At 65.8% G+C, this 17,228-nt stretch carries 11 protein-coding genes; 3 read left to right on the forward strand and 8 right to left on the reverse strand.

The genetic code is table 11. The features are described from left to right. Genes ACZ1J6_RS03665 through ACZ1J6_RS03685 form a run of 5 tightly spaced genes read right to left on the reverse strand, consistent with a single transcriptional unit; the run spans position 1 to position 4,991 of the window. On the reverse strand, positions 1 to 1,629 hold the full coding sequence (locus ACZ1J6_RS03665; protein WP_314466157.1) for an alpha-L-fucosidase: 1,629 nt from the start codon (positions 1,627 to 1,629) through the stop codon (positions 1 to 3). Then, positions 1,626 to 2,450 (reverse strand): SGNH/GDSL hydrolase family protein, encoded by an 825-nt coding sequence (locus ACZ1J6_RS03670; RefSeq protein ID WP_431569075.1) that lies wholly within the window; start codon positions 2,448 to 2,450, stop codon positions 1,626 to 1,628. Before ACZ1J6_RS03670 ends, ACZ1J6_RS03665 begins: the two co-directional genes overlap by 4 nt. Next, complete coding sequence (locus ACZ1J6_RS03675; protein ID WP_465127420.1) at positions 2,447 to 3,241, reverse strand: GDSL-type esterase/lipase family protein; 795 nt, start codon at positions 3,239 to 3,241, stop codon at positions 2,447 to 2,449. Before ACZ1J6_RS03675 ends, ACZ1J6_RS03670 begins: the two co-directional genes overlap by 4 nt. Further along, positions 3,238 to 4,206: an alpha/beta hydrolase gene (locus ACZ1J6_RS03680; RefSeq protein ID WP_431569073.1), complete on the reverse strand. Its 969-nt coding sequence runs from the start codon at positions 4,204 to 4,206 to the stop codon at positions 3,238 to 3,240. Before ACZ1J6_RS03680 ends, ACZ1J6_RS03675 begins: the two co-directional genes overlap by 4 nt. Continuing rightward, positions 4,203 to 4,991: an IclR family transcriptional regulator gene (locus ACZ1J6_RS03685; protein WP_431569072.1), complete on the reverse strand. Its 789-nt coding sequence runs from the start codon at positions 4,989 to 4,991 to the stop codon at positions 4,203 to 4,205. The genes ACZ1J6_RS03680 and ACZ1J6_RS03685 overlap by 4 nt, the downstream gene beginning before the upstream one ends. A gap of 266 nt (positions 4,992 to 5,257) precedes the next feature. Here ACZ1J6_RS03685 and ACZ1J6_RS03690 point away from each other — a divergent pair, with 266 nt between their 5' ends. From ACZ1J6_RS03690 to ACZ1J6_RS03700, 3 genes are read left to right on the forward strand one after another with little or no spacing between them, the layout of a single operon-like run. Next, positions 5,258 to 8,080 (forward strand): TonB-dependent receptor, encoded by a 2,823-nt coding sequence (locus ACZ1J6_RS03690; RefSeq protein ID WP_431569071.1) that lies wholly within the window; start codon positions 5,258 to 5,260, stop codon positions 8,078 to 8,080. Between the two features lie 53 nt (positions 8,081 to 8,133). Continuing rightward, positions 8,134 to 8,520: an L-rhamnose mutarotase gene (locus tag ACZ1J6_RS03695; RefSeq protein WP_465127421.1), complete on the forward strand. Its 387-nt coding sequence runs from the start codon at positions 8,134 to 8,136 to the stop codon at positions 8,518 to 8,520. Between the two features lie 14 nt (positions 8,521 to 8,534). Next, on the forward strand, positions 8,535 to 10,154 hold the full coding sequence (locus tag ACZ1J6_RS03700; RefSeq protein ID WP_431569070.1) for a DUF5597 domain-containing protein: 1,620 nt from the start codon (positions 8,535 to 8,537) through the stop codon (positions 10,152 to 10,154). Positions 10,155 to 10,217: 63 nt separating this feature from the next. Here the strand turns inward: ACZ1J6_RS03700 and ACZ1J6_RS03705 are convergent, their stop codons facing one another. The 3 genes from ACZ1J6_RS03705 to ACZ1J6_RS03715 form a co-directional block, all read right to left on the reverse strand. Continuing rightward, positions 10,218 to 10,982 (reverse strand): ThuA domain-containing protein, encoded by a 765-nt coding sequence (locus ACZ1J6_RS03705; RefSeq protein ID WP_431569069.1) that lies wholly within the window; start codon positions 10,980 to 10,982, stop codon positions 10,218 to 10,220. Next, positions 10,979 to 14,026 carry a glycosyl hydrolase family 28-related protein gene (locus ACZ1J6_RS03710; RefSeq protein ID WP_431569068.1) on the reverse strand — a complete coding sequence of 1,016 codons (3,048 nt, stop codon included), beginning with the start codon at positions 14,024 to 14,026 and terminating at the stop codon, positions 10,979 to 10,981. The genes ACZ1J6_RS03705 and ACZ1J6_RS03710 overlap by 4 nt, the downstream gene beginning before the upstream one ends. A gap of 73 nt (positions 14,027 to 14,099) precedes the next feature. After that, positions 14,100 to 17,090, reverse strand: coding sequence for a TonB-dependent receptor plug domain-containing protein (locus ACZ1J6_RS03715; protein ID WP_431569067.1), 2,991 nt, complete (start codon positions 17,088 to 17,090; stop codon positions 14,100 to 14,102). Positions 17,091 to 17,228: the final 138 nt, after the last annotated feature.

Here is a 17,228-nt window from a genome sequence, read left to right on the forward strand (position 1 = left end):
TCAGATCAATCCACGCCCGTCGATACGGACGACCGGTACGAAGCCGCGGTGGCCGCGCGGCATTTCAAGATGGAGCCCTTGCCCGTCGCGGCGGTGAACCAGCGGTCCGCCGCCAAGCAGGGTCACCTTTTCGACCACTCCCGGTTCGCGGCCGGCAGCGAGCGTCGCGATCGTGACATCGCCCTCCGGCTTGCCGAGCACCAGCGCGTAAAGCGCGCCCTTGTTGGTGGTGAAGCGAATATCGCGCGCGGTGAAGGGTTTCGCCTTGTCCTCGCTCTGCATGCCCAGCACCGGACGGTTCGGGCCTTCGCCGTAATGGCGCCAGGGACGGGAGCCGAAGATCGCCTCTCCCCCGGTTTCCATCCACTCCGACATCTGGTCGAGTATCCGGTCTTCCTCGCTGTCGATCGAGCCGTCACCCGGCTGCGGAATCGACAGCAGCAGGTTGCCGTTCTTCGACACGACATCGGCCAGCCGCTGGATCACTTCTTCGGCGGTCTTGTAGCTTTTGTCGTTGAGGCGGGCGACGTTGTAGAACCAGTCGCCGATGCAGGTGTCGGTCTGCCAGGGTTCGTCCCAGATATGGTCGGTATAGCCGCGTTCGACGTCCTGGACCACGCCGAAGCGCGCCTCGGGCGAGAGCTGCTTGGCGGTCAGGACGACGTCGATCTTGCCGTGCCACTGGATCGAGCGGTTGTAGTAGTCCGCCGCCGCCTCCAGCCCGACGGGGCCGAACGGCAGTCCGTAATCGTCGAAATAGACCAGATCGGGCCGGTACTTGTCGATGAGGTCGGTCTGGCGCAGCAGCCAGCGGGTGACGTAGGCCGGGTCGTCCTTGGGCCCGGTCTCGATCCATTGGCCGTCGTTCGCCTCGTGCCAGGCGTTCATCGCGGCGATGCTGTCGATCCCGTCGGGCATGACGGCATGGCCGCCGGTATAGAGTTCTTGCGGGTCGAGCCCGTCCCACCACTGGCCCTTGCCATCGGCCTTGCGCAGGCTGAAGGCATCGTAGCGGCGACCCTTATCCGGTCCGGTCGGGTCGTAGCCATAGGCGGTCTGGTACCAGTGCCAGGCGTGGGCGGCGTGATTGGAGACGCCGAAGCGCAGCCCGGCCCGGCGCGCGGCTTTCTCCCAGATTCCCACCACGTCCTTGCGCGGGCCGACGCGCAGGCTGTTCCAGGCGTGGTAGCGGCTGTCGTAGCAATCCAGGTTGTCATGGTGGCAGGCGAGGGCGACGAAATACTTGGCGCCGGCCTTCTTGTAGCGCTCCACCAGCGCTTCCGGCTGCCAGCGTTCCGCCGTCCAGCGGTTCTGGATGTCCTTCATCCCCTCCACCGAGGGATGGCCGTAAGTCTTGAGGTGATGTTCGTACATCGGGTGGCCCTGCATGTACATGAAGCGCCCGTACCAGTCCCCCTGCTGCGGAACCGACTGCGGCCCCCAGTGCGCCCAGAGGCCCAGCTTCGCGTCCCGGAACCAGTCGGGATAGCGGTAGTTTGCCACCAGCGAGGGCCAGTTGGCCTGCACCGGCCCGGGCGTCGTGCCCATGGCGCTGGCGGCACGCGCGGTGCGGGCGAGGCCCAGCGCCGCGGCGCCGGCCAGGAAGGAGCGTCGCTTGAGGTCCATCATTTGGGGGCTCCCGAAGTTCCGGTAATGGCGGCGGCAATGGCGGCAAGGGCCAGCGGGCGCATGACGGCATAGCCTTCCGGCGTGGGATGAACGCCGTCGCTGGCAAGGCCCGGCTTCATGGCGCCGTCCGGCTGGGCCATGGCCCGGTGGTAGTCGACATAGCCGAAGTGGTTGATGCGGGCATAGGCGGAGAGCCGCCTGTTCATCTCGTCCACCTGAGGCGCGGGCAGCTTGCCCGGGCTCCACGGGAAGGCGGCGGCGGGGGGAACGGAGGCGATGATCACCTTGATCCCGTGCGCGCGGGCCAGTTCCGCCATGCTCTGGATATTGCCCATGACCGTGTCGATCGTGGCCGCGCCGGTATTGCCCGCGATGTCGTTGGTGCCGGCCATGATGTGCACGGTCTCGGGCTTCAGGTCGACGACGTCCTGGCGGAAGCGCACCAGCATCTGCGCGGTGGTCTGGCCGCTGATGCCGCGATCGACGATGCCGCCGGTGAAGAATTGCGGATCGGCGTTGATCCAGTTGTCAGTGATGGAATCGCCCATGAAGACGACCTGGACCTTCTGCCCCGCCAGCGCCCGGTTCGCCTCTGCATAGCGGCAGAGCTGCCCGAAATCGCGGGTCAGCATGTGGAGGTTCCAGAGTTGCCAGCCGGCGGCATCCGCAGGTGCGGGATGGACCGGGCAGGGATCGGTGACGATGCCGACCGGATCCTCGGCGTGGGGATCTCCCGGCACGCGCGTTTCCGCGGCGGCAGGGTGGGCAAGGCAGAAGCCCAGTGCCAGCGCGGCGACCGGGAGCAGGCGGCTCGTTTTCATTTCTTGCCTTTCAGGGCCTGATCGATGGCGCGCTGGGCGATTGGCGCCATCACTGCATAGCCGTTGTCGAGCGGATGGACGCCGTCTTCGGTGAAGCTCGCCGCCATCAGGCCGTCACGGTCGGCCATGGGGGTGTGGTAGTCTGCGAAGCCGTATCCCCGCCGGGTGCAGAAGGCGCGAAGCCAGGCATTGAGCGCCAGAATTTCCTTCGGATCGCGCTCCTTGACGACGTCTTTCGCTGCCGGGGTATAGTTGTTCACCGGGAGCAGGGCGCCGAACACGACCTTGATCCCGTGGCGATCCGCCAGGTCGGCCAGGGCCTCCCAATTCGTCTCGATCTGTTCGGGCGTCTCGTGCTGGAGGAAGCCCTGGATGTCGTTGATCCCCGCCAGAATGACGACTGCAGAAGGCTTCAGCGCGACCACGTCCTGATGGAAACGCAGGACCATCTGCGCGGTCACCTGGCTGCCGATGCCGCGATTGACGTAAGGCTTGCCGGGAAAGCTGGCCGTCAGGTTCCAGCGATCGGTGATGGAATCGCCCAGGAAGACCACGCGCTTTTCGCCGGGGCGCGGTGCGGGAAGGGCTGCGTTGGCGGGGGCATAGAGATAGCGCTCGCCGAAGTCCTGCATCAGGCTGGGCACGAGCTTCGCGCGGAACGGCCCGAGCCACTGGCCCCAGTCCTTTTCCTCCACGGTCCTGCGCTCGGGAGAGCTTTGGTATTGCTGCGCCGCCGCCTGGACAGAAGCGAGGCCCGCAACCAGCGCCAGGGCGGCCATGCCTGCCCTCACGACGCGGTCACTCCGTGCGTGGCGGCGAAACTGGCGAAAAGCGAAGGCCAGGCGGCTGCCTGCATGGTTGCGGGCAGGCGAACGCCGAAGCCATGGCCGCCGTTCTCGAAGATGTGCAGGGCGCTCGCCCGTTTGGCTTCCTGCAGGGCCTGGAACAGGGCGATGCTGTTGGCGGGCGGCACCAGGCCATCGTCGGCCGCATGGACCAGGAACGTCGGGCAGGTCGCCTCGTCGACGCACACTTCCACCGAACGAGCCTTCTGCATGGCGGGAGTGGAACCCGGCCCGAGCAGGTTGTCCCGCGAACCGACATGCGTGAAGGGCGCGAGCAGGCTGACGACGGGATAGACCAGACCGGCCACTTGCGGCGCGGCGCTCTGGCTGTCGGCCTGATCGACGGGCTGGTAGACGCGCTCCGAATGGCGGGTGGCGAGCGATCCGGCCAGGTGGCCGCCCGCGGAAAAGCCGAGCACGCCCACTTTGCCGGGATCGATGCCGAACCGGCTCGCGCCGGCGCGGATCAGGCGCATGGCGCGCTGGGCATCCTGCAAGGGAACGTCCTCGCGTTTGCTCCAGCCTTCGCCGGGGAGCCTGTAGAGCAGGATGAAGGCCGTCACGCCTCTGGCATTGAGCCAGGCCGCCTGGCTCGTGCCTTCGTTGTCGTAGGACAGAAAGCCATAGCCGCCACCCGGCACGATCAGCATGGCGCTGCCGTTGGGCCGGGCCGGACGCTTCACCACCACGACGGGCCGGTCGATCCCCGTCACCCAGCGATCGGGCTTTGCGGGGTCCCTGGACTGGTCCGCCACCTTGCGGTGGATCGGTGCGGCAGGCGCACCGGGCGCTGCGCCGGGCCAGAGCGGCACGACTTCGTCCTGGGCGCTGGTCTGCGCACGCGCCAGGCGCGGCAGGATGGTCAGCGCGGCCGCGGCGGCCAGCGTGGTGCGGCGGGTGAACTGGGTCACGGGGTCTGCTCCTGAAGCTCCGGGGATGTCCATTGGCGGATCGGGGACATGGCATTGCCGATCGCGGCCGCTGCCTGGCGCACGCTGGCGCTGCATTCCTCGATCGTGGTCTTGCTGGCAGGCCCGGCGACGAACGGCACGGTGAGCGCGGCGCGCGCGATCCCGCCGAACAGGATGGGGGCCGAAAGGTCGGTGATCCCGGTCAGCATCGGGCTGGGCTCGCTGGCGCCGCCGGCAGCGGCCACCTTTTCGAGCCTGGCGATCAGCTCGCCCTCATCGAAGGCCGGGTTTGCGCAGCGGATGTCGCCCAGCATGGCGGCGCGCGACTCGGCCGACTGGAAGGCGAGCAGGATGCGGCCGGAGTTCGAGAGATGCAGCGGACGGCGATAGCCGACCCTGACGGCGAACCCCGAAAGTCCCGGCGCTTCGATCGCGATGATGACGATCATCTCGGCACCCGATGCGACGGCGAGGTGGCAGCTCTGGCCCACGCCGCGGGCCAGCTCCTGCATGACCGGAAGCGCGGTGGAGGCCAGGTCGCGGATCGGCGGTTGGCTCATGCCCAGCGCGAACAGCCGGTTGGTCAGCCGGTAGCCGTCCTCGGCCCGCGCGATGTAGCCGTGCTCTTCCAGCACCTGCAACATTCGAAATATTTCACTGACCGACCGGCCCAGCGCCGCCGATATGTCCGACATGATCAGTGGCTCGCTCGAACCTGCCAGAAGTTCGAGGATTTCCAGCCCCTTTTTCAGCGCGGGCGCCTGATAGCGCGTCTTGCCGTCCATCGATCCTCTCCGATCCCTTGCCCGCCCCTTATTCGCCGAGGGAGCGCGGAATTTCCATGCGCCATCGACCACAATCCACATATGAAATCAATTTTTATATTTCACAATGTGTCAATTGCGAGTAATGAGTCGCTGGTCGTCACCGCGCTCGTGCGGACAAGGCGAAGCAGGATCGGGAACGGGCAAGGTCGGTAACGGGCCAAGGCCGCCCGGCGATGCGACTTTTGAGGATGTGCTCCGCCGAGGAGCCAGGGAGAGGGAAGTCCATGAGGACGATTGATCAGGCATCGCGCCGTGCGCGTCTGCTTACGGGTATTTCGGTTGCAACCGTCGCTCTGGGCGTGATGTCGCCAGCCAGCGCTCAGGACGCTTCGGGCGTGCAGGGCGTGGAAGCCGCCGCGCCGCAGGATGCGGAAGGCCAGGCCGGAGACATCGTCGTGACCGGCGTGCGCGCAAGCCTCAGCAACGCGCAGTCGATCAAGCGCAACTCGGACGTGATCGTCGATTCCATCGTGGCGGAAGACATCGGCAAGCTGCCTGACCGCAACGTGGCCGAAGCGCTTCAGCGCATCACCGGCATCCAGATCCAGCGCAGCTTCGGCGAAGGCAGCTCGGTTTCCATCCGCGGCCTCAGCCAGGTCCGCACCGAAGTGAACGGCCGCGACGTGTTCACGGCCAACGGGGGCCGCAACCTCAGCCTCGAAGACGTGCCTTCCGAGCTTCTGGCCGGCGTGGACGTCTACAAGAACCCCTCGGCCGACCAGATCGAAGGCGGCATCGGCGGCCTGATCAACTTGCGCACGCGCAAGCCCTTCGACTTCGACGGGTTCAAGGCCTCGGCCAGCGCCAGCATCAACTATTACGATCTCTACGGAAAATCGACGCCGCAGGCCAACCTGCTGCTCTCCGACCGCTGGAATACCGGCATCGGCGAAATCGGCGTCATGGTGGACTTCGCCTACCAGAAGACCGCGTTCCGCCAGGACCAGATCTCCAGCCAGCCGTTCTACGAACTGGACCAGTCACTGGATGCGAACGGCAATCCGAACAACGCCACCGACTATGCCGTGGCATCCGGTCTCGGCCGCCTGGGCAAGGACACCTACCTGCCGCACGGCGTGGGCATCGGCCAGTACCTGGGCGATCGCCGCCGCCTGGGCGTGGACGCGGCGATCCAGTGGAAGCCGACCGACACCCTGCTCGTCACGGGCGAATATGTGCGCTCGGACTACAAGTTCCAGTACGGCGACTACAGCTTCTTCGCCTATACCGGCAACAATCCGATCACGCCGGACTATACCCAGCCGTTCACCTTTGATGACGACGGCAATTTCCGCAGCGGCACTTTCGCCAGCGTTCCCATCGATTCCAACACCAGCCTCGAGCGCCGCAAGTCGGTCACCAACGACTTCTCGCTCAACCTGAAGTGGACGCCGACCAACAACCTGTCGGTCAACGGCGACTTCCAGTACATTCGCGGCACCACGGACGGCCAGCGCTCGATCGTCATCCTGCACTCCAATGCGGAGCGGCTCTATCAGGTGGTCGGCAGCGGCGTGCCGACGATGGACATCCTGCCCGACAACGATCCCAGCAATGGCAACGGCTCCGTCACCGACGTGGCGAACTACGCCCCGCTGGGCGGCGGGTACCTGGACCACATCGATCACTCGGTGGGCAAGGAATACGCCGGGCGCCTTGATGCGGAATACCGCTTCGACAACAGCATCCTGCGCTCGATTTCGGCAGGCCTGCGCTATACCGACCGTTCCGCGGTCACCGATTCCAGCACTTACGCCTATTACGGCACGAGCGCGCTGGCCGATAACCTCTATGAGGTCCACCCGTTCCGCGGCGATCTCTATCGCGGCTATCAGGGCGTGCCGGACGGCGGCGTGTTCTTCAGCCGCGGGATCGTGCTCGACTACGACGCCACCCGCCAGGCGCTGGCGCCTTATGTCAGCGATTCCCAGCGCCAGTCGCTGCTCGACGGCGTGAGCTACGTCCCCAGCGACCGCAACACCCAGGGCGAGAAGACCTATACCGCCTATGGCCTGGCCAAGTTCGACTTCGCCGACGCCGGCTTCCCGCTGGACGGCAATATCGGCGTCCGCGTGATCAAGACCAAGGTTTCGACCGACGGCTTCATCGTCCAGACCCCCCAGGTCATCATCGACGGCCAGCCGGGCAACGGCCCCATTTCCTACGTGGCGCTGGGCGTGAATTCCAACTACACCAAGGCGCTGCCGAGCCTGAACCTGCGCTATCACTTCAATGACAAGTTGCAGCTCCGCCTGGCCGCGTCGAAGGGCCTGACGCGCCCCGACTTCTCGCAGCTGAACCCCAACATCAATATCGTCGAGTTCAATTCCGGCAGCGGCCTGCGCACCGCCTCCAGCGGCAATCCTTTCCTGAAGCCGCTGGAAGCCAAGCAGTTCGACGCCTCGCTCGAATGGTACTTCTCGCAGACCGGCTCGCTCTACGGCGCGGCGTTCTACAAGAAGGTGGACGGCTTCATCGCCAACATCACCAGCACCGAGACGTATGACTTCGGCAATGGTCCCTTCACCGTCGACGTCACGCGCCCGCTCAATGGCGACAACGGCAAGATCAAGGGCTTCGAGATCGGTGGCAACACCTTCTTCGACTTCCTGCCCGGCATATGGTCCGGCTTCGGTGTCCAGGCGAACTTCACTTACGTGGACAGCAAGGCGCCGAGCCCCGACGCGGCCGACAACGAAGGCAACAAGCTGTCAGTGCCGCTCGAACTGCTCTCGAAGTACAGCTACAACCTGATCGGCTTCTACGATCGGGGGCCGCTCTCGGCCCGCGTGGCCTACAACTGGCGCAGCAAGTACGTGGTGACCACGCGTGGCAACGGCAGCGGCAATCTGCCGATCTTCAACGACGCGCGCGGCCAGCTTGACGCCTCGATCACCTATACCGTGACGCCGAACTTCGCATTGACGGTGGACGGCGTGAACCTGACCAATACGGAGAACCGCACTTACTACGGTATCGCCAGCAGGCCGCAGTCGAACGTTCTGAACGATCGCCGCGTCAGCCTGACGGCACGCCTGACCTACTAATCCGGCTTGCTGCGGCCGCCTCGCTTGCTATCCCGCAGGTGAGGCGGCCGCTCATGACGCCGGCCGCCGGCGCTGCCACGGAAGAGGGGAAGGCGATGCGACAGGTTCTGCTGATAGATCTTGCGGACGAAGCCGAAGCCATCGCGCGCTACGAGGCCTGGCATGCGGCGGGCGCAGTGCCGGAGGCGGTCGTGCAGAGCATTCGCACCGCGCGGATCCGCGACATGGAGATCTACCGCACCGGGAACCGGCTGGTCATGGTCATGGAGACCGAGCCCGGCTTCGATCCGGCCGAGAAGGCGGCCGCCGATGCTGCGGACCCGGCCGTGCAGGCCTGGGAGCAATTGATGGACCAGTTCCAGCGTCCGCTTGCCTGGGCCGCCGCCGACAGCAAATGGACAGCGGCCAGCCGCATCTTTTCCCTTCAAGAACAGCCCTGAGGACGACCCGCACGATGCGATCTTCTGCAATCCTGCTGGCCAGCGCCATGCTCTCTGTCGTGGCTGCCCCGGCACTGGCCCAGGGCGAGGTCCCGCATATCGAGACGCGCCAGGGACGCCATGCACTGATCGTAGACGGGGCACCGTTCCTGATGCTGGCGGGGCAGGTCAACAACAGCTCCAATTATCCCAAGCCGCTGCAGACCGCCTGGCCGGTGCTGGACCGGATCGGCGCGAACACGGTGGAAGTTCCCGTCGCCTGGCAGCAACTGGAGCCGCGCGAGGGGCAGTTCGATTTCAGTTTCGTCCAGGCCCTGCTCGACCAGGCGCGCAGCCATGACAAGCGCGTGGTCCTGCTGTGGTTCGGTGCCTGGAAGAACACGGGCCTGGCCTATACGCCTGATTGGGTGAAGGTGGACAATCGGCGCTTCCCGCGGATGAAGAAGCCGGATGGCAGCGACCACGATGTCCTGACGCCGCACAGCGCGGAAACGCTGCGCGCGGACAAGCGGGCCTTCCTGGCGCTCATGACTTATGTGCGGGACCACGATCCGCAGAACACCATCGTCATGGTCCAGCCCGAGAACGAGGTCGGAAGCTACCGCAATCCCCGCGATTACGGGGCAGCGGCGCAGAAGCTGTTTGCAGGCGCCATGCCGCAGGCATTGACGCGGCGGCTTGGCGGCCGCTCGGGCACCTGGAGCCAGGTCTTCGGCGACAAGGCGGATCGGGCCTTCAACACCTGGTTCACGGCGCGCTATATCGAGGAACTGGCGGCGGCGGGCAAGGCGATCAAGCCGCTGCCGATGTACGTCAACGCCGCACTGGCCGATCCCTTCAAGGAGCCGGACCCGCAAAGCGTCGCCAGCGGCGGGCCGCAGGGCGATGTTCTCGACATCTGGAAAGCGGCGGCGCCTTCGCTCGATTTCGCGGCGCCGGACATCTATGACCGCAAGAGCCGCAATGTCCTGAAGCACCTCGATCTCTACACCCGGCCGGACAACGCGCTGATGGTGCCGGAAATCGGCAATGCGCGCGAATATGCCCGGTACTTCTGGCCGGCGCTGGGGCGCGGCGCCATCGGGTTCTCGCCGTTCGGCATGGACAGCAGCGACTATTTCAACTTCCCGCTCGGCGCCAAGAGCTTCGACGAGGCCACGCTGGACGCCTATGCCGCGAAGTACCGCGTGCTGTCGGAGGCGATGCGGCCCTGGGCGAAGATCGCCTTCGAGCATCCGACCTGGGGTGCCGCCAAGCCCGATGACGGCGCGGCGCAGGAGACGACCATGGGCAACTGGCAGATCACGGCCAGCTTCGGCCAGTGGCAGTTCGGCCAGCGCGAATGGTTCCCCGATGCCGACCTTCCGGCCTGGGCCTCGGAGCCGGTCGGCGGCATCGCCGTCGCGCAGCTTTCGGCCGATACGTTCCTGCTGACAGGCGATCACGCCCGAGTATCGTTTGCACCGGCAGCGGGCAGCCCGCCGAACGGCATGGTCCTCAGGATCGAGGAAGGGCACTTCGCCAAGGACGAATGGGTTACGGACCGGGTGTGGAACGGGGACCAGACCGATTACGGCATCAATCTCACCGCGCGGCCCGTGTGGCTGAAGGTCACGATGGGGCGCTACAGGTAAGAAGGCGCCAGCGCTAAACCCTGGGTAAGAGCGGGGACTTCGCGTCCCCGCGGAAGCGCGTTCTCAGCGTTGCTGGCCCAGTCCGGTAGCGGCCCAGTAGATCCCGCCCATCAGGTGCGCGAGGTATTGCGGCTCGCGGTAGGCCTCCCCGCTATGGCCCAGCGTGGTGACGAAGACGCGGCCCTTTTCGAAACGGTGATACCAGGCGACAGGGTGGTCCCCCATCGGTTTCGCGACTTGTCCCGGCCAGATGCGGGTGGGGTCGTAGCTCGTTTCGTCGACACGCAGCACCGGCTCGATCCTGATCCCGTGCGGATTGGTCAGCACATAGTATTCATCGCTCCAAATCCAGCGCGAAGGCAGGCCGAAGGTTGCCGGGAAACCGGGATCGGCGGCGGTGACAACGCCCGTCTGCAGCATCGGGTGATTGACGAAGCTGCGGCCGACCAGCTTCTCATACCAGGGCCAGTTCCCCGGCGGCATGATGAGCGCGCGGTGGACGATGATGGCGTTGCCGCCGCCGCGCATGTAGCTTTCGAAGTTCAGGCGCTGGGCCGGGTTCAGTTCCTCGCCCGGGGTGTTGAGGAACATGACCGCGGCATAGCGCTGCAGGTCGCCCTCGAAGACTTTGGGATCGTTGGTGTACGTCAGGTCGAAATCGTGAAGCCGGGCAAGATGCTCCAGGCTGTCACGTGCGATCGGGATATATTCGTAATGGTACTTGTTCGGGATCGCGAGGACGAGCAGTCGGTACTGCGCTTCTGCCCATGCGCTCGCCGGGCAGGCGAGCGCGAGCAGGAGCAGCAGCGCCCGGATCAGGCGCGTCACCGGCCGGTCCGCGCGGCATAGAGGGCGTGGTGCGTCAGGATGTAGAGCGTCTTGCCGTCCTCGCCGCCGAACACCAGTTGCAGCGGCCGCTCGGGCACGTCGATCCGTCCAACCTCCTGTCCCTCGGGCGAGTAGACGAAGACTTGCCCGTTGGCCACGTAGACCCGGCCCTGCGCATCGCTGGCAACGCCTTCTCCGCCGCGCTCGGCAAAAGGCTTGAGCCCGGTGACGGCGCCTTCCGCGCCGACCACGCCGCTATACGTGCGGTTTTCCGAGGCGTTGGTCAGGAACACGCGCGCGCCGGGCTTGCCCTGGATGAAGCCGTAGCTGTCCAGCGAGTCCGAGAAGCGCAGGCCCCGGTGATCGGCCGGACCCTGGGCGAACACGCGCCAGGCGGGAAGGACGACGCTGCCATCGGGCGAGGCATATTCCTCGGCCTTGGGCAGCGCCATGTTGCGCGTGAACATCTCGGCAAGCGTGGTGAAAGCGTAAGTTTTCGGATCGATCTGATCCTTGAACTCGCCGTTGATCCACCAGTTGACCGGCAGCACCGTGGCAGCATTGCCCGACTTGCCCGCCGGTCGGGGCGCGATCACTGTCAGCTCAGTATCGGGCGAACCCGGCTTGAGGCTGTAGACGGTGCCGTTGCGCCCGAACGAGGACAGCACAAGCAGGTTGCCCGAGCGGTCGACCGTCAGGTTCACCGGATCGAGCGCGGCATCGCGCACGATTTCCAGTTTGCCACTGTCCGACCAGCTCCAGATCCGCTGGAACTGGCGGTCGATGAAATAGAGCTTGCCTTGCGCGTCCACGGCGCCTCCGCCGATGGAGTGGAATCCGTCTGCCAGCTTCTCGATGCGGGCGCCTTCGAAAGTGACGGGTGCGACGGGCTGGGGGGCGGCCTTGACGTCCAGCACCGCGAATTCGCGTTCGCGCACGTCCAGCCCGTGCGTCACGTCGCGCAAGGCATTCTCGAAGGGGAACTTGGTGAGGCGAAGGAACGTGGCGCAGCCGTTCTCGTCGCAAGTCCCGACGCCGCTTTCGGCATTGACGTGGACGTTGCGGAAACGGATGTCCTGCGAATTGTAGAGCGTGATGGCGGCCGGGGCCGCCTTGCGCGTGCGGGTGACGCGGTAGGCGTGGAGATTGGCGACCAGGATATTGCTGGAGTTGCGTATTTCCAGCGCCACCGCATCGCCGCTTTCGCCGGCCTCGCCTTCGGTCTGTGGAGCCAGCAGTTCCCAGTTCGAGACGCGGTTGAGCCCGATCTCGGTGCGGACGTGGTGCTCCACCGAGGCCTGGATCAGGCGGCCGGGCGTGGCCGTGTCGGAAATCAGGATGCCGGGGTGCGCGAAAGTGCTGGGGCTCCAGATATTGGCGAAAGTGCCGCCGCCGCCCTGGGTCACCCAGAGGCTGGCGTACTGGCCGTCCCAGCGACGCGCGGCATCGGGATCGGCCGTCGCGTTGTTGTTGTAGGGATCCATCCGCGTGCCGTCGAAGCGGTTGGTGCCGTGGCCGCCCTGGAATTTCACGTCGTTCACCATCGAGCGTGCCCCCGCCTTCCACAGCAGGGCGGCGGCGCGCGGGTTGTTGCCGTTGGCATTGAGGCCGATGCCGGCGACGATGGCGTCTCCGCCCGAGGCGCTCTCCACCAGCGCCTTCGGCGCGCCGACGCCGGCGTAGCCGGGAGAGCCGTCCGGCAGGACGATCTGCGTCAGGCTGGGATGAAGGCCCAGCAGCACGGTATCGGGCCGCAGCCGCAGGGTGTCGCTGACCTTGTAGAAGCCGGAAGGCAGATAGACCACGCGGTGCGTGTCGATGGCTTTCTGAAGCGCGGCGGTGTCGTCGCTCTGATTGTCTCCCTTCGCACCGAGACTGCGGGCGTTCACCCAGTCGGAAACCGGCGGCAGCGCGCGGATGGCGGGGGCGGACGGCGCGGGCAGGGCGGAGAGCGGCTCGGCATCGACTTGGGTGCGATAGGCGCCCATCTGCCCGAAGGCCGGCAGCGTCAGCCCGTGAGTGAATGAGGAAACCTTGTAGGTCTCTCCCTTGCCCGCGACCGTCTTTCCGCTTTCGCGGAAGCGCGCGAAGACCGGGGTATGCGTGGCCACCGCGTTCTGGAAGCCGATCTGGGTATAGACGTTGTTCTCGTTGGAAATGAGCACGCCGGCCTTGGAGACATTCTCGAAGCGGACATCCTGGCCCCAGAGCCAGTCGCCGTAGCCGCTGTCGATCTCGATGCCCACCGGCGTGTCGCGGATGGAGACGTTGAGCAGGGTCAGGCCCGCTTCGTGCTCGCGGATCGCCGCATCGCGCTGGCCTTCGAAGGTGGCGTCCACCAGGGCGAAGGGCCAGGCGGGGGAGGGCTTCTCCGCCAGGATGCCGTAGCGGCCACCGCGGAAGTGCAGGTCTTCGGCCTCGTTGGCGACGTGATAGAGCCCCGCGAGGCCGGAGCCGATGTCGAAATCGACATGGCTGACGAAGCTGTGCTGGGCGGAGTGGAAGCGGATGGCGGTGGCGGCCGGATTGCCGTCCATGATGCGGAAGTCGATATTGCCGAGCGCGGAGTAGAACGTGCCGGGGTTGGCGTCCGGAATGTCCTTGTTGAAGGGCACGCTGCCGGGCGGCGCGAAGGCGACGGGGCGAGCATCCTTGGGGTCCCGCTCGCGGCGTCCTCCAGCAAACATCACCATGTGGCCCACGCCCTTCTGGAAGCCGGGCGTGCGCGGACCGAGCACGATCGTCGGCCGCTTTTCGCCGATGCCGAAGATGCGCACGCCGGGCCAGAGGAAGATGGTACGGCTGATGCGGTAGGTGCCGGCGGGCAAGAACACGATGCCGCCGCCGGCCTTTTCGGCGGCGGCGTCGATGGCCTGCTGGATCGCGGCCGTATCATCGGCGCGGCCATCGGCCTTGCCGGATACGGTGAAGGCACCGGGTTCATCGGGAGCTGCGGTGTAGACCGAGGGCGAGGCGTAGGCGGGCTGGATCGCTACAAGGGAGGCCAGCAGGGCCGTCGAGGCGCCGATCGGTCCACGTTTCATGTCAATTCTCTCCGGGTTTCAAGGCACGTGTATCCTGTCGTCGTCCCGGGGGCGACCCGGGACGACGAAAGCTTCAGAAATTGAAGCGGATGCCGGCGCGGTAGATCCGCCCCAGGGTGTCGTAGAGGGCCGGGTTCACGTCGAGCCCGGTGTTGGTCTGCGGCGAGGCGACGGGATCCTTGTCGAACAGGTTGTCGATCTTGCCGTAGAGTTGCAGGTTGTCGCCGAACTTGATCGTCGCGCCGACGTCCACGTAGAAGGCGCCCTTCATGGTGTTGTAGTCGATGGTCGGATGGTTGCCGGTCGAAACCGGGCAGGACGACTGGCACACGACGTACTGGTTGCCGAACGTGCCATCGCTGATCCAGCGTTCCTGCAGGGTCAGGCTGAAGCGGTCGCTGTCGTAGGTCTGCACTGCCAGCCACTTCCAGTCGGGCGTGGCACCGGCGTTGTTGCCCGCCTGGTCGACCGGATCGACCCCCGCGATGCCGGCGCTGACGATGAACTTCTGGATATGCGTGGCCAGCGCGCGGACGGTGAAGCTGCCGGGCAGGCCCAGCGGCTGCTGCCACTGGTAGCTGGCCTCGATATCGAAACCACTGGTCTTCCAGGAGGCGAGGTTGAACGGCTGGACGTTGACGAAGTTGGTGCCCTGCGGACCATCCAGCTGGAAGCCGCCGCAGAAGGCCTGATTACCCTCGAAGCAGAAGCGCACGATCTGGTCGGCCGACAGGGTGGAGACCACGCCGTCGAGCTTGATGCGATAGTAGTCGAACGAGAGGCTGAGGCCCGGCAGCCACGAGGGGCGCGACAGCACGATGCCCAGTTCGGTGTTGCGCGCCACTTCCGGCTTCAGGTTGGGATTGCCGATGGTGTTCTGGAAGATCTGTACCGCCTGGTTGCGGAACGGGTCGTTGAAGTTCGGTACCGTGGTAACCGTCGGCGCGGCGAACAGTTCGGAGAGGTTCGGCGCGCGGACGTCGCGCGAGGTGACCGCGCGCAGGCGGATGCCGTCGAGCGGGGTGTCCCAGGTGCCGCCGACTTTCCAGGTCCAGACGGTGCCGGAAGTGCTGTAATGCGTGGCACGCGCCGCGCCGTTGAGGTTGGCGCGGCCGATCGAGTCGCTGTTGAGCAGGGGCAGGTCGACTTCGACATAGCCTTCGTAGACGTCGTACTTGCCGCTGCCGTTCTTGTAGTTGCCTGCCGCCCAGTTGCTGCCGAGCGTGGAGTTGAGCAGCGGATCGGCCGGATAGTCGGCGCTGTTCGGGCTGATGTCGGAGACGCCCGCACCATAGGGGTCGGCGTTCACGCGGTAGAACTCGCGTCGGTATTCGCCGCCGAACGCCACCGAGACCGGGCCTGCCCAGGAATCGAAGGGATTGCCGGAAAAGTTCGCGCTGAGGACGTCCTGGGTCAGCTTGGTGTGCTGGAACGGCCCGTTCTCGTGCGGGGCGACATAGGCGAGCGCGGCGTCGGAAGGCGCGAAGTTGCCGAAGATGTTGATCGGCTGGCACCCGTTGGCGCGCGCCACTGGATCGGCGCAGACGATGGCGCCGTTCAGCGTGGTCGCATTGGTCGCCGCCACGTAGCGGTTCTGCAGCACGATGTCGCGAACCCTGATGTCCGAGATGGTGATGCCGTGCTCATAGTAGGCGTCATAGTTCCACGAGGTTCCCACCGCGTCGAACGCGCCCTTGAGACCGCCGACGAAGCGGTACTGCTTGCGGTCGGTGTCGACGCGCGGATCGGGGAACGAGCCGTTGCTGGTGCCGAATCCGAAGCTCGTGATACCCGCGGCGGTGCAGCGATCGCGCACCAGCTGCGGCAGGAACGGATTGGCGCATTGCACCGTCAGCGAAGGACGGTTGTAGCCGGGGCTGGGCTGATTGTGGGTCTTCACCTGGGCGATGTTGACGGTGACGTAGGCTTCGTTGTTCTCGGCGAAGTCGTAGCCGATGCGGCCATAGCCGTTGATGCGCTCCAGCGCGGACTTGAGCGAGGCGCCCGAGCCCGGTGCCCCGGAAAGATCGCCGCCTTCGCAGAAGCTGTTGCCGCGATAGCAGTTGCTGACCTGGCCATTGCCGAGCGGCTGGCCGTTCGACCCGTAGTTGAAGTTGTAGGGCGTGCCGTTGGCATCGAAGGCAATGCCCTGGAGAGGGCCGTTGTTGATGAGGCCGTAGCGGGCATATTGGTAGGGCTGCGCAAAGTCGCGATAGTTGAACTGCGGCAGGCCGTTGTTGGTCTGGCCGGTGTTCATCAGCGTGGTCGCGCGATACCAGTCGCGGCTGCCCGCAAGGTCGGTGCCGAAGTCTCCGGCGCCGACGCCGCCTTCGTGGTCGTACTCGCCGCTGACGACCACATGGAGGCGGTCGTCGAGGAACGACTTGCCCCATGCCGCCTGGACGAGCGCGGTCTCATCGTCGCCGTACTTGGTGATGCTGCCAAGGATGTTGCCCTTGAAGCCTTCGAACCGGGTGTCGGTGATGAAGTTGACGACGCCGCCGACCGCGTCCGAGCCATAGGAAGCGGAGGCGCCGCCTGTCACCACGTCCACGCGCTTGACGAGAAGCTGAGGGAACATGCTGATATCGGGCACGCCGGTCACGTTCGCGCCGACGACGCGCTGCCCGTCAAGCAGGGTCAGCGTGCGGATCGGCTGCAGGCCGCGCAGCGAGAACGAGCTGAGGCCCTGCTGGCCGCTCGACGTGCTGAAGGTACCCGTCGACGCGCCGGTCGAGCCCTGGAGCGAGGGCAACTGCGCGATCGTGGTAAAGATGTTCGGCTGGGCGTTGGCAGTGATCTGTTCTTCGCCGATGACGGTCGTGGGCGTCGGCGCGTTGAACCCGCTGGTGGTGATGCGCGAACCGGTGACCACGATTTCCGCGGCCTGACGGTCAGTGGCTGCGGCGCCTGTGGGCGTGGTCTGAGCAGGAGCCTGTGCGGCCGTTTCCGGCGCGTCCTGCGTCTGCTCCTGGGCCTGCGCCGTGCCGGCGAGGGCTACGGCAACGAGCGCAACGAGGCTGGCCCCGGCGCGCTGTCGATGGATTGCTGTCCTCATTTTCATCGTCCTTCCCCTTTTACTTCCGGGCCGTCTCTCCCAAGACGACCCTCCCTTTTTCTGATGACGCATTTTGCAGACCATGTTCGGGCCGATCGGCTTTCGGGCCTGTTCCGTTCATGCCTGTTCCGTTCATCGCTGCCT

Source organism: Novosphingobium sp. BL-S-21 (assembly GCF_055521655.1).

What these genes read in the sequence shown, in the direction of transcription:
- ACZ1J6_RS03690 (WP_431569071.1), top strand. Translation starts at nt 5,258, where the DNA reads ATGAGGACGATTGATCAGGCATCGCGCCGTGCGCGTCTGCTTACGGGT.
- ACZ1J6_RS03670 (WP_431569075.1), bottom strand. Translation starts at nt 2,450, where the DNA reads ATGAAAACGAGCCGCCTGCTCCCGGTCGCCGCGCTGGCACTGGGCTTC.
- ACZ1J6_RS03710 (WP_431569068.1), bottom strand. Translation starts at nt 14,026, where the DNA reads ATGAAACGTGGACCGATCGGCGCCTCGACGGCCCTGCTGGCCTCCCTT.
- ACZ1J6_RS03695 (WP_465127421.1), top strand. Translation starts at nt 8,134, where the DNA reads ATGACGCCGGCCGCCGGCGCTGCCACGGAAGAGGGGAAGGCGATGCGA.
- ACZ1J6_RS03665 (WP_314466157.1), bottom strand. Translation starts at nt 1,629, where the DNA reads ATGATGGACCTCAAGCGACGCTCCTTCCTGGCCGGCGCCGCGGCGCTG.
- ACZ1J6_RS03715 (WP_431569067.1), bottom strand. Translation starts at nt 17,090, where the DNA reads ATGAAAATGAGGACAGCAATCCATCGACAGCGCGCCGGGGCCAGCCTC.
- ACZ1J6_RS03685 (WP_431569072.1), bottom strand. Translation starts at nt 4,991, where the DNA reads ATGGACGGCAAGACGCGCTATCAGGCGCCCGCGCTGAAAAAGGGGCTG.
- ACZ1J6_RS03700 (WP_431569070.1), top strand. Translation starts at nt 8,535, where the DNA reads ATGCGATCTTCTGCAATCCTGCTGGCCAGCGCCATGCTCTCTGTCGTG.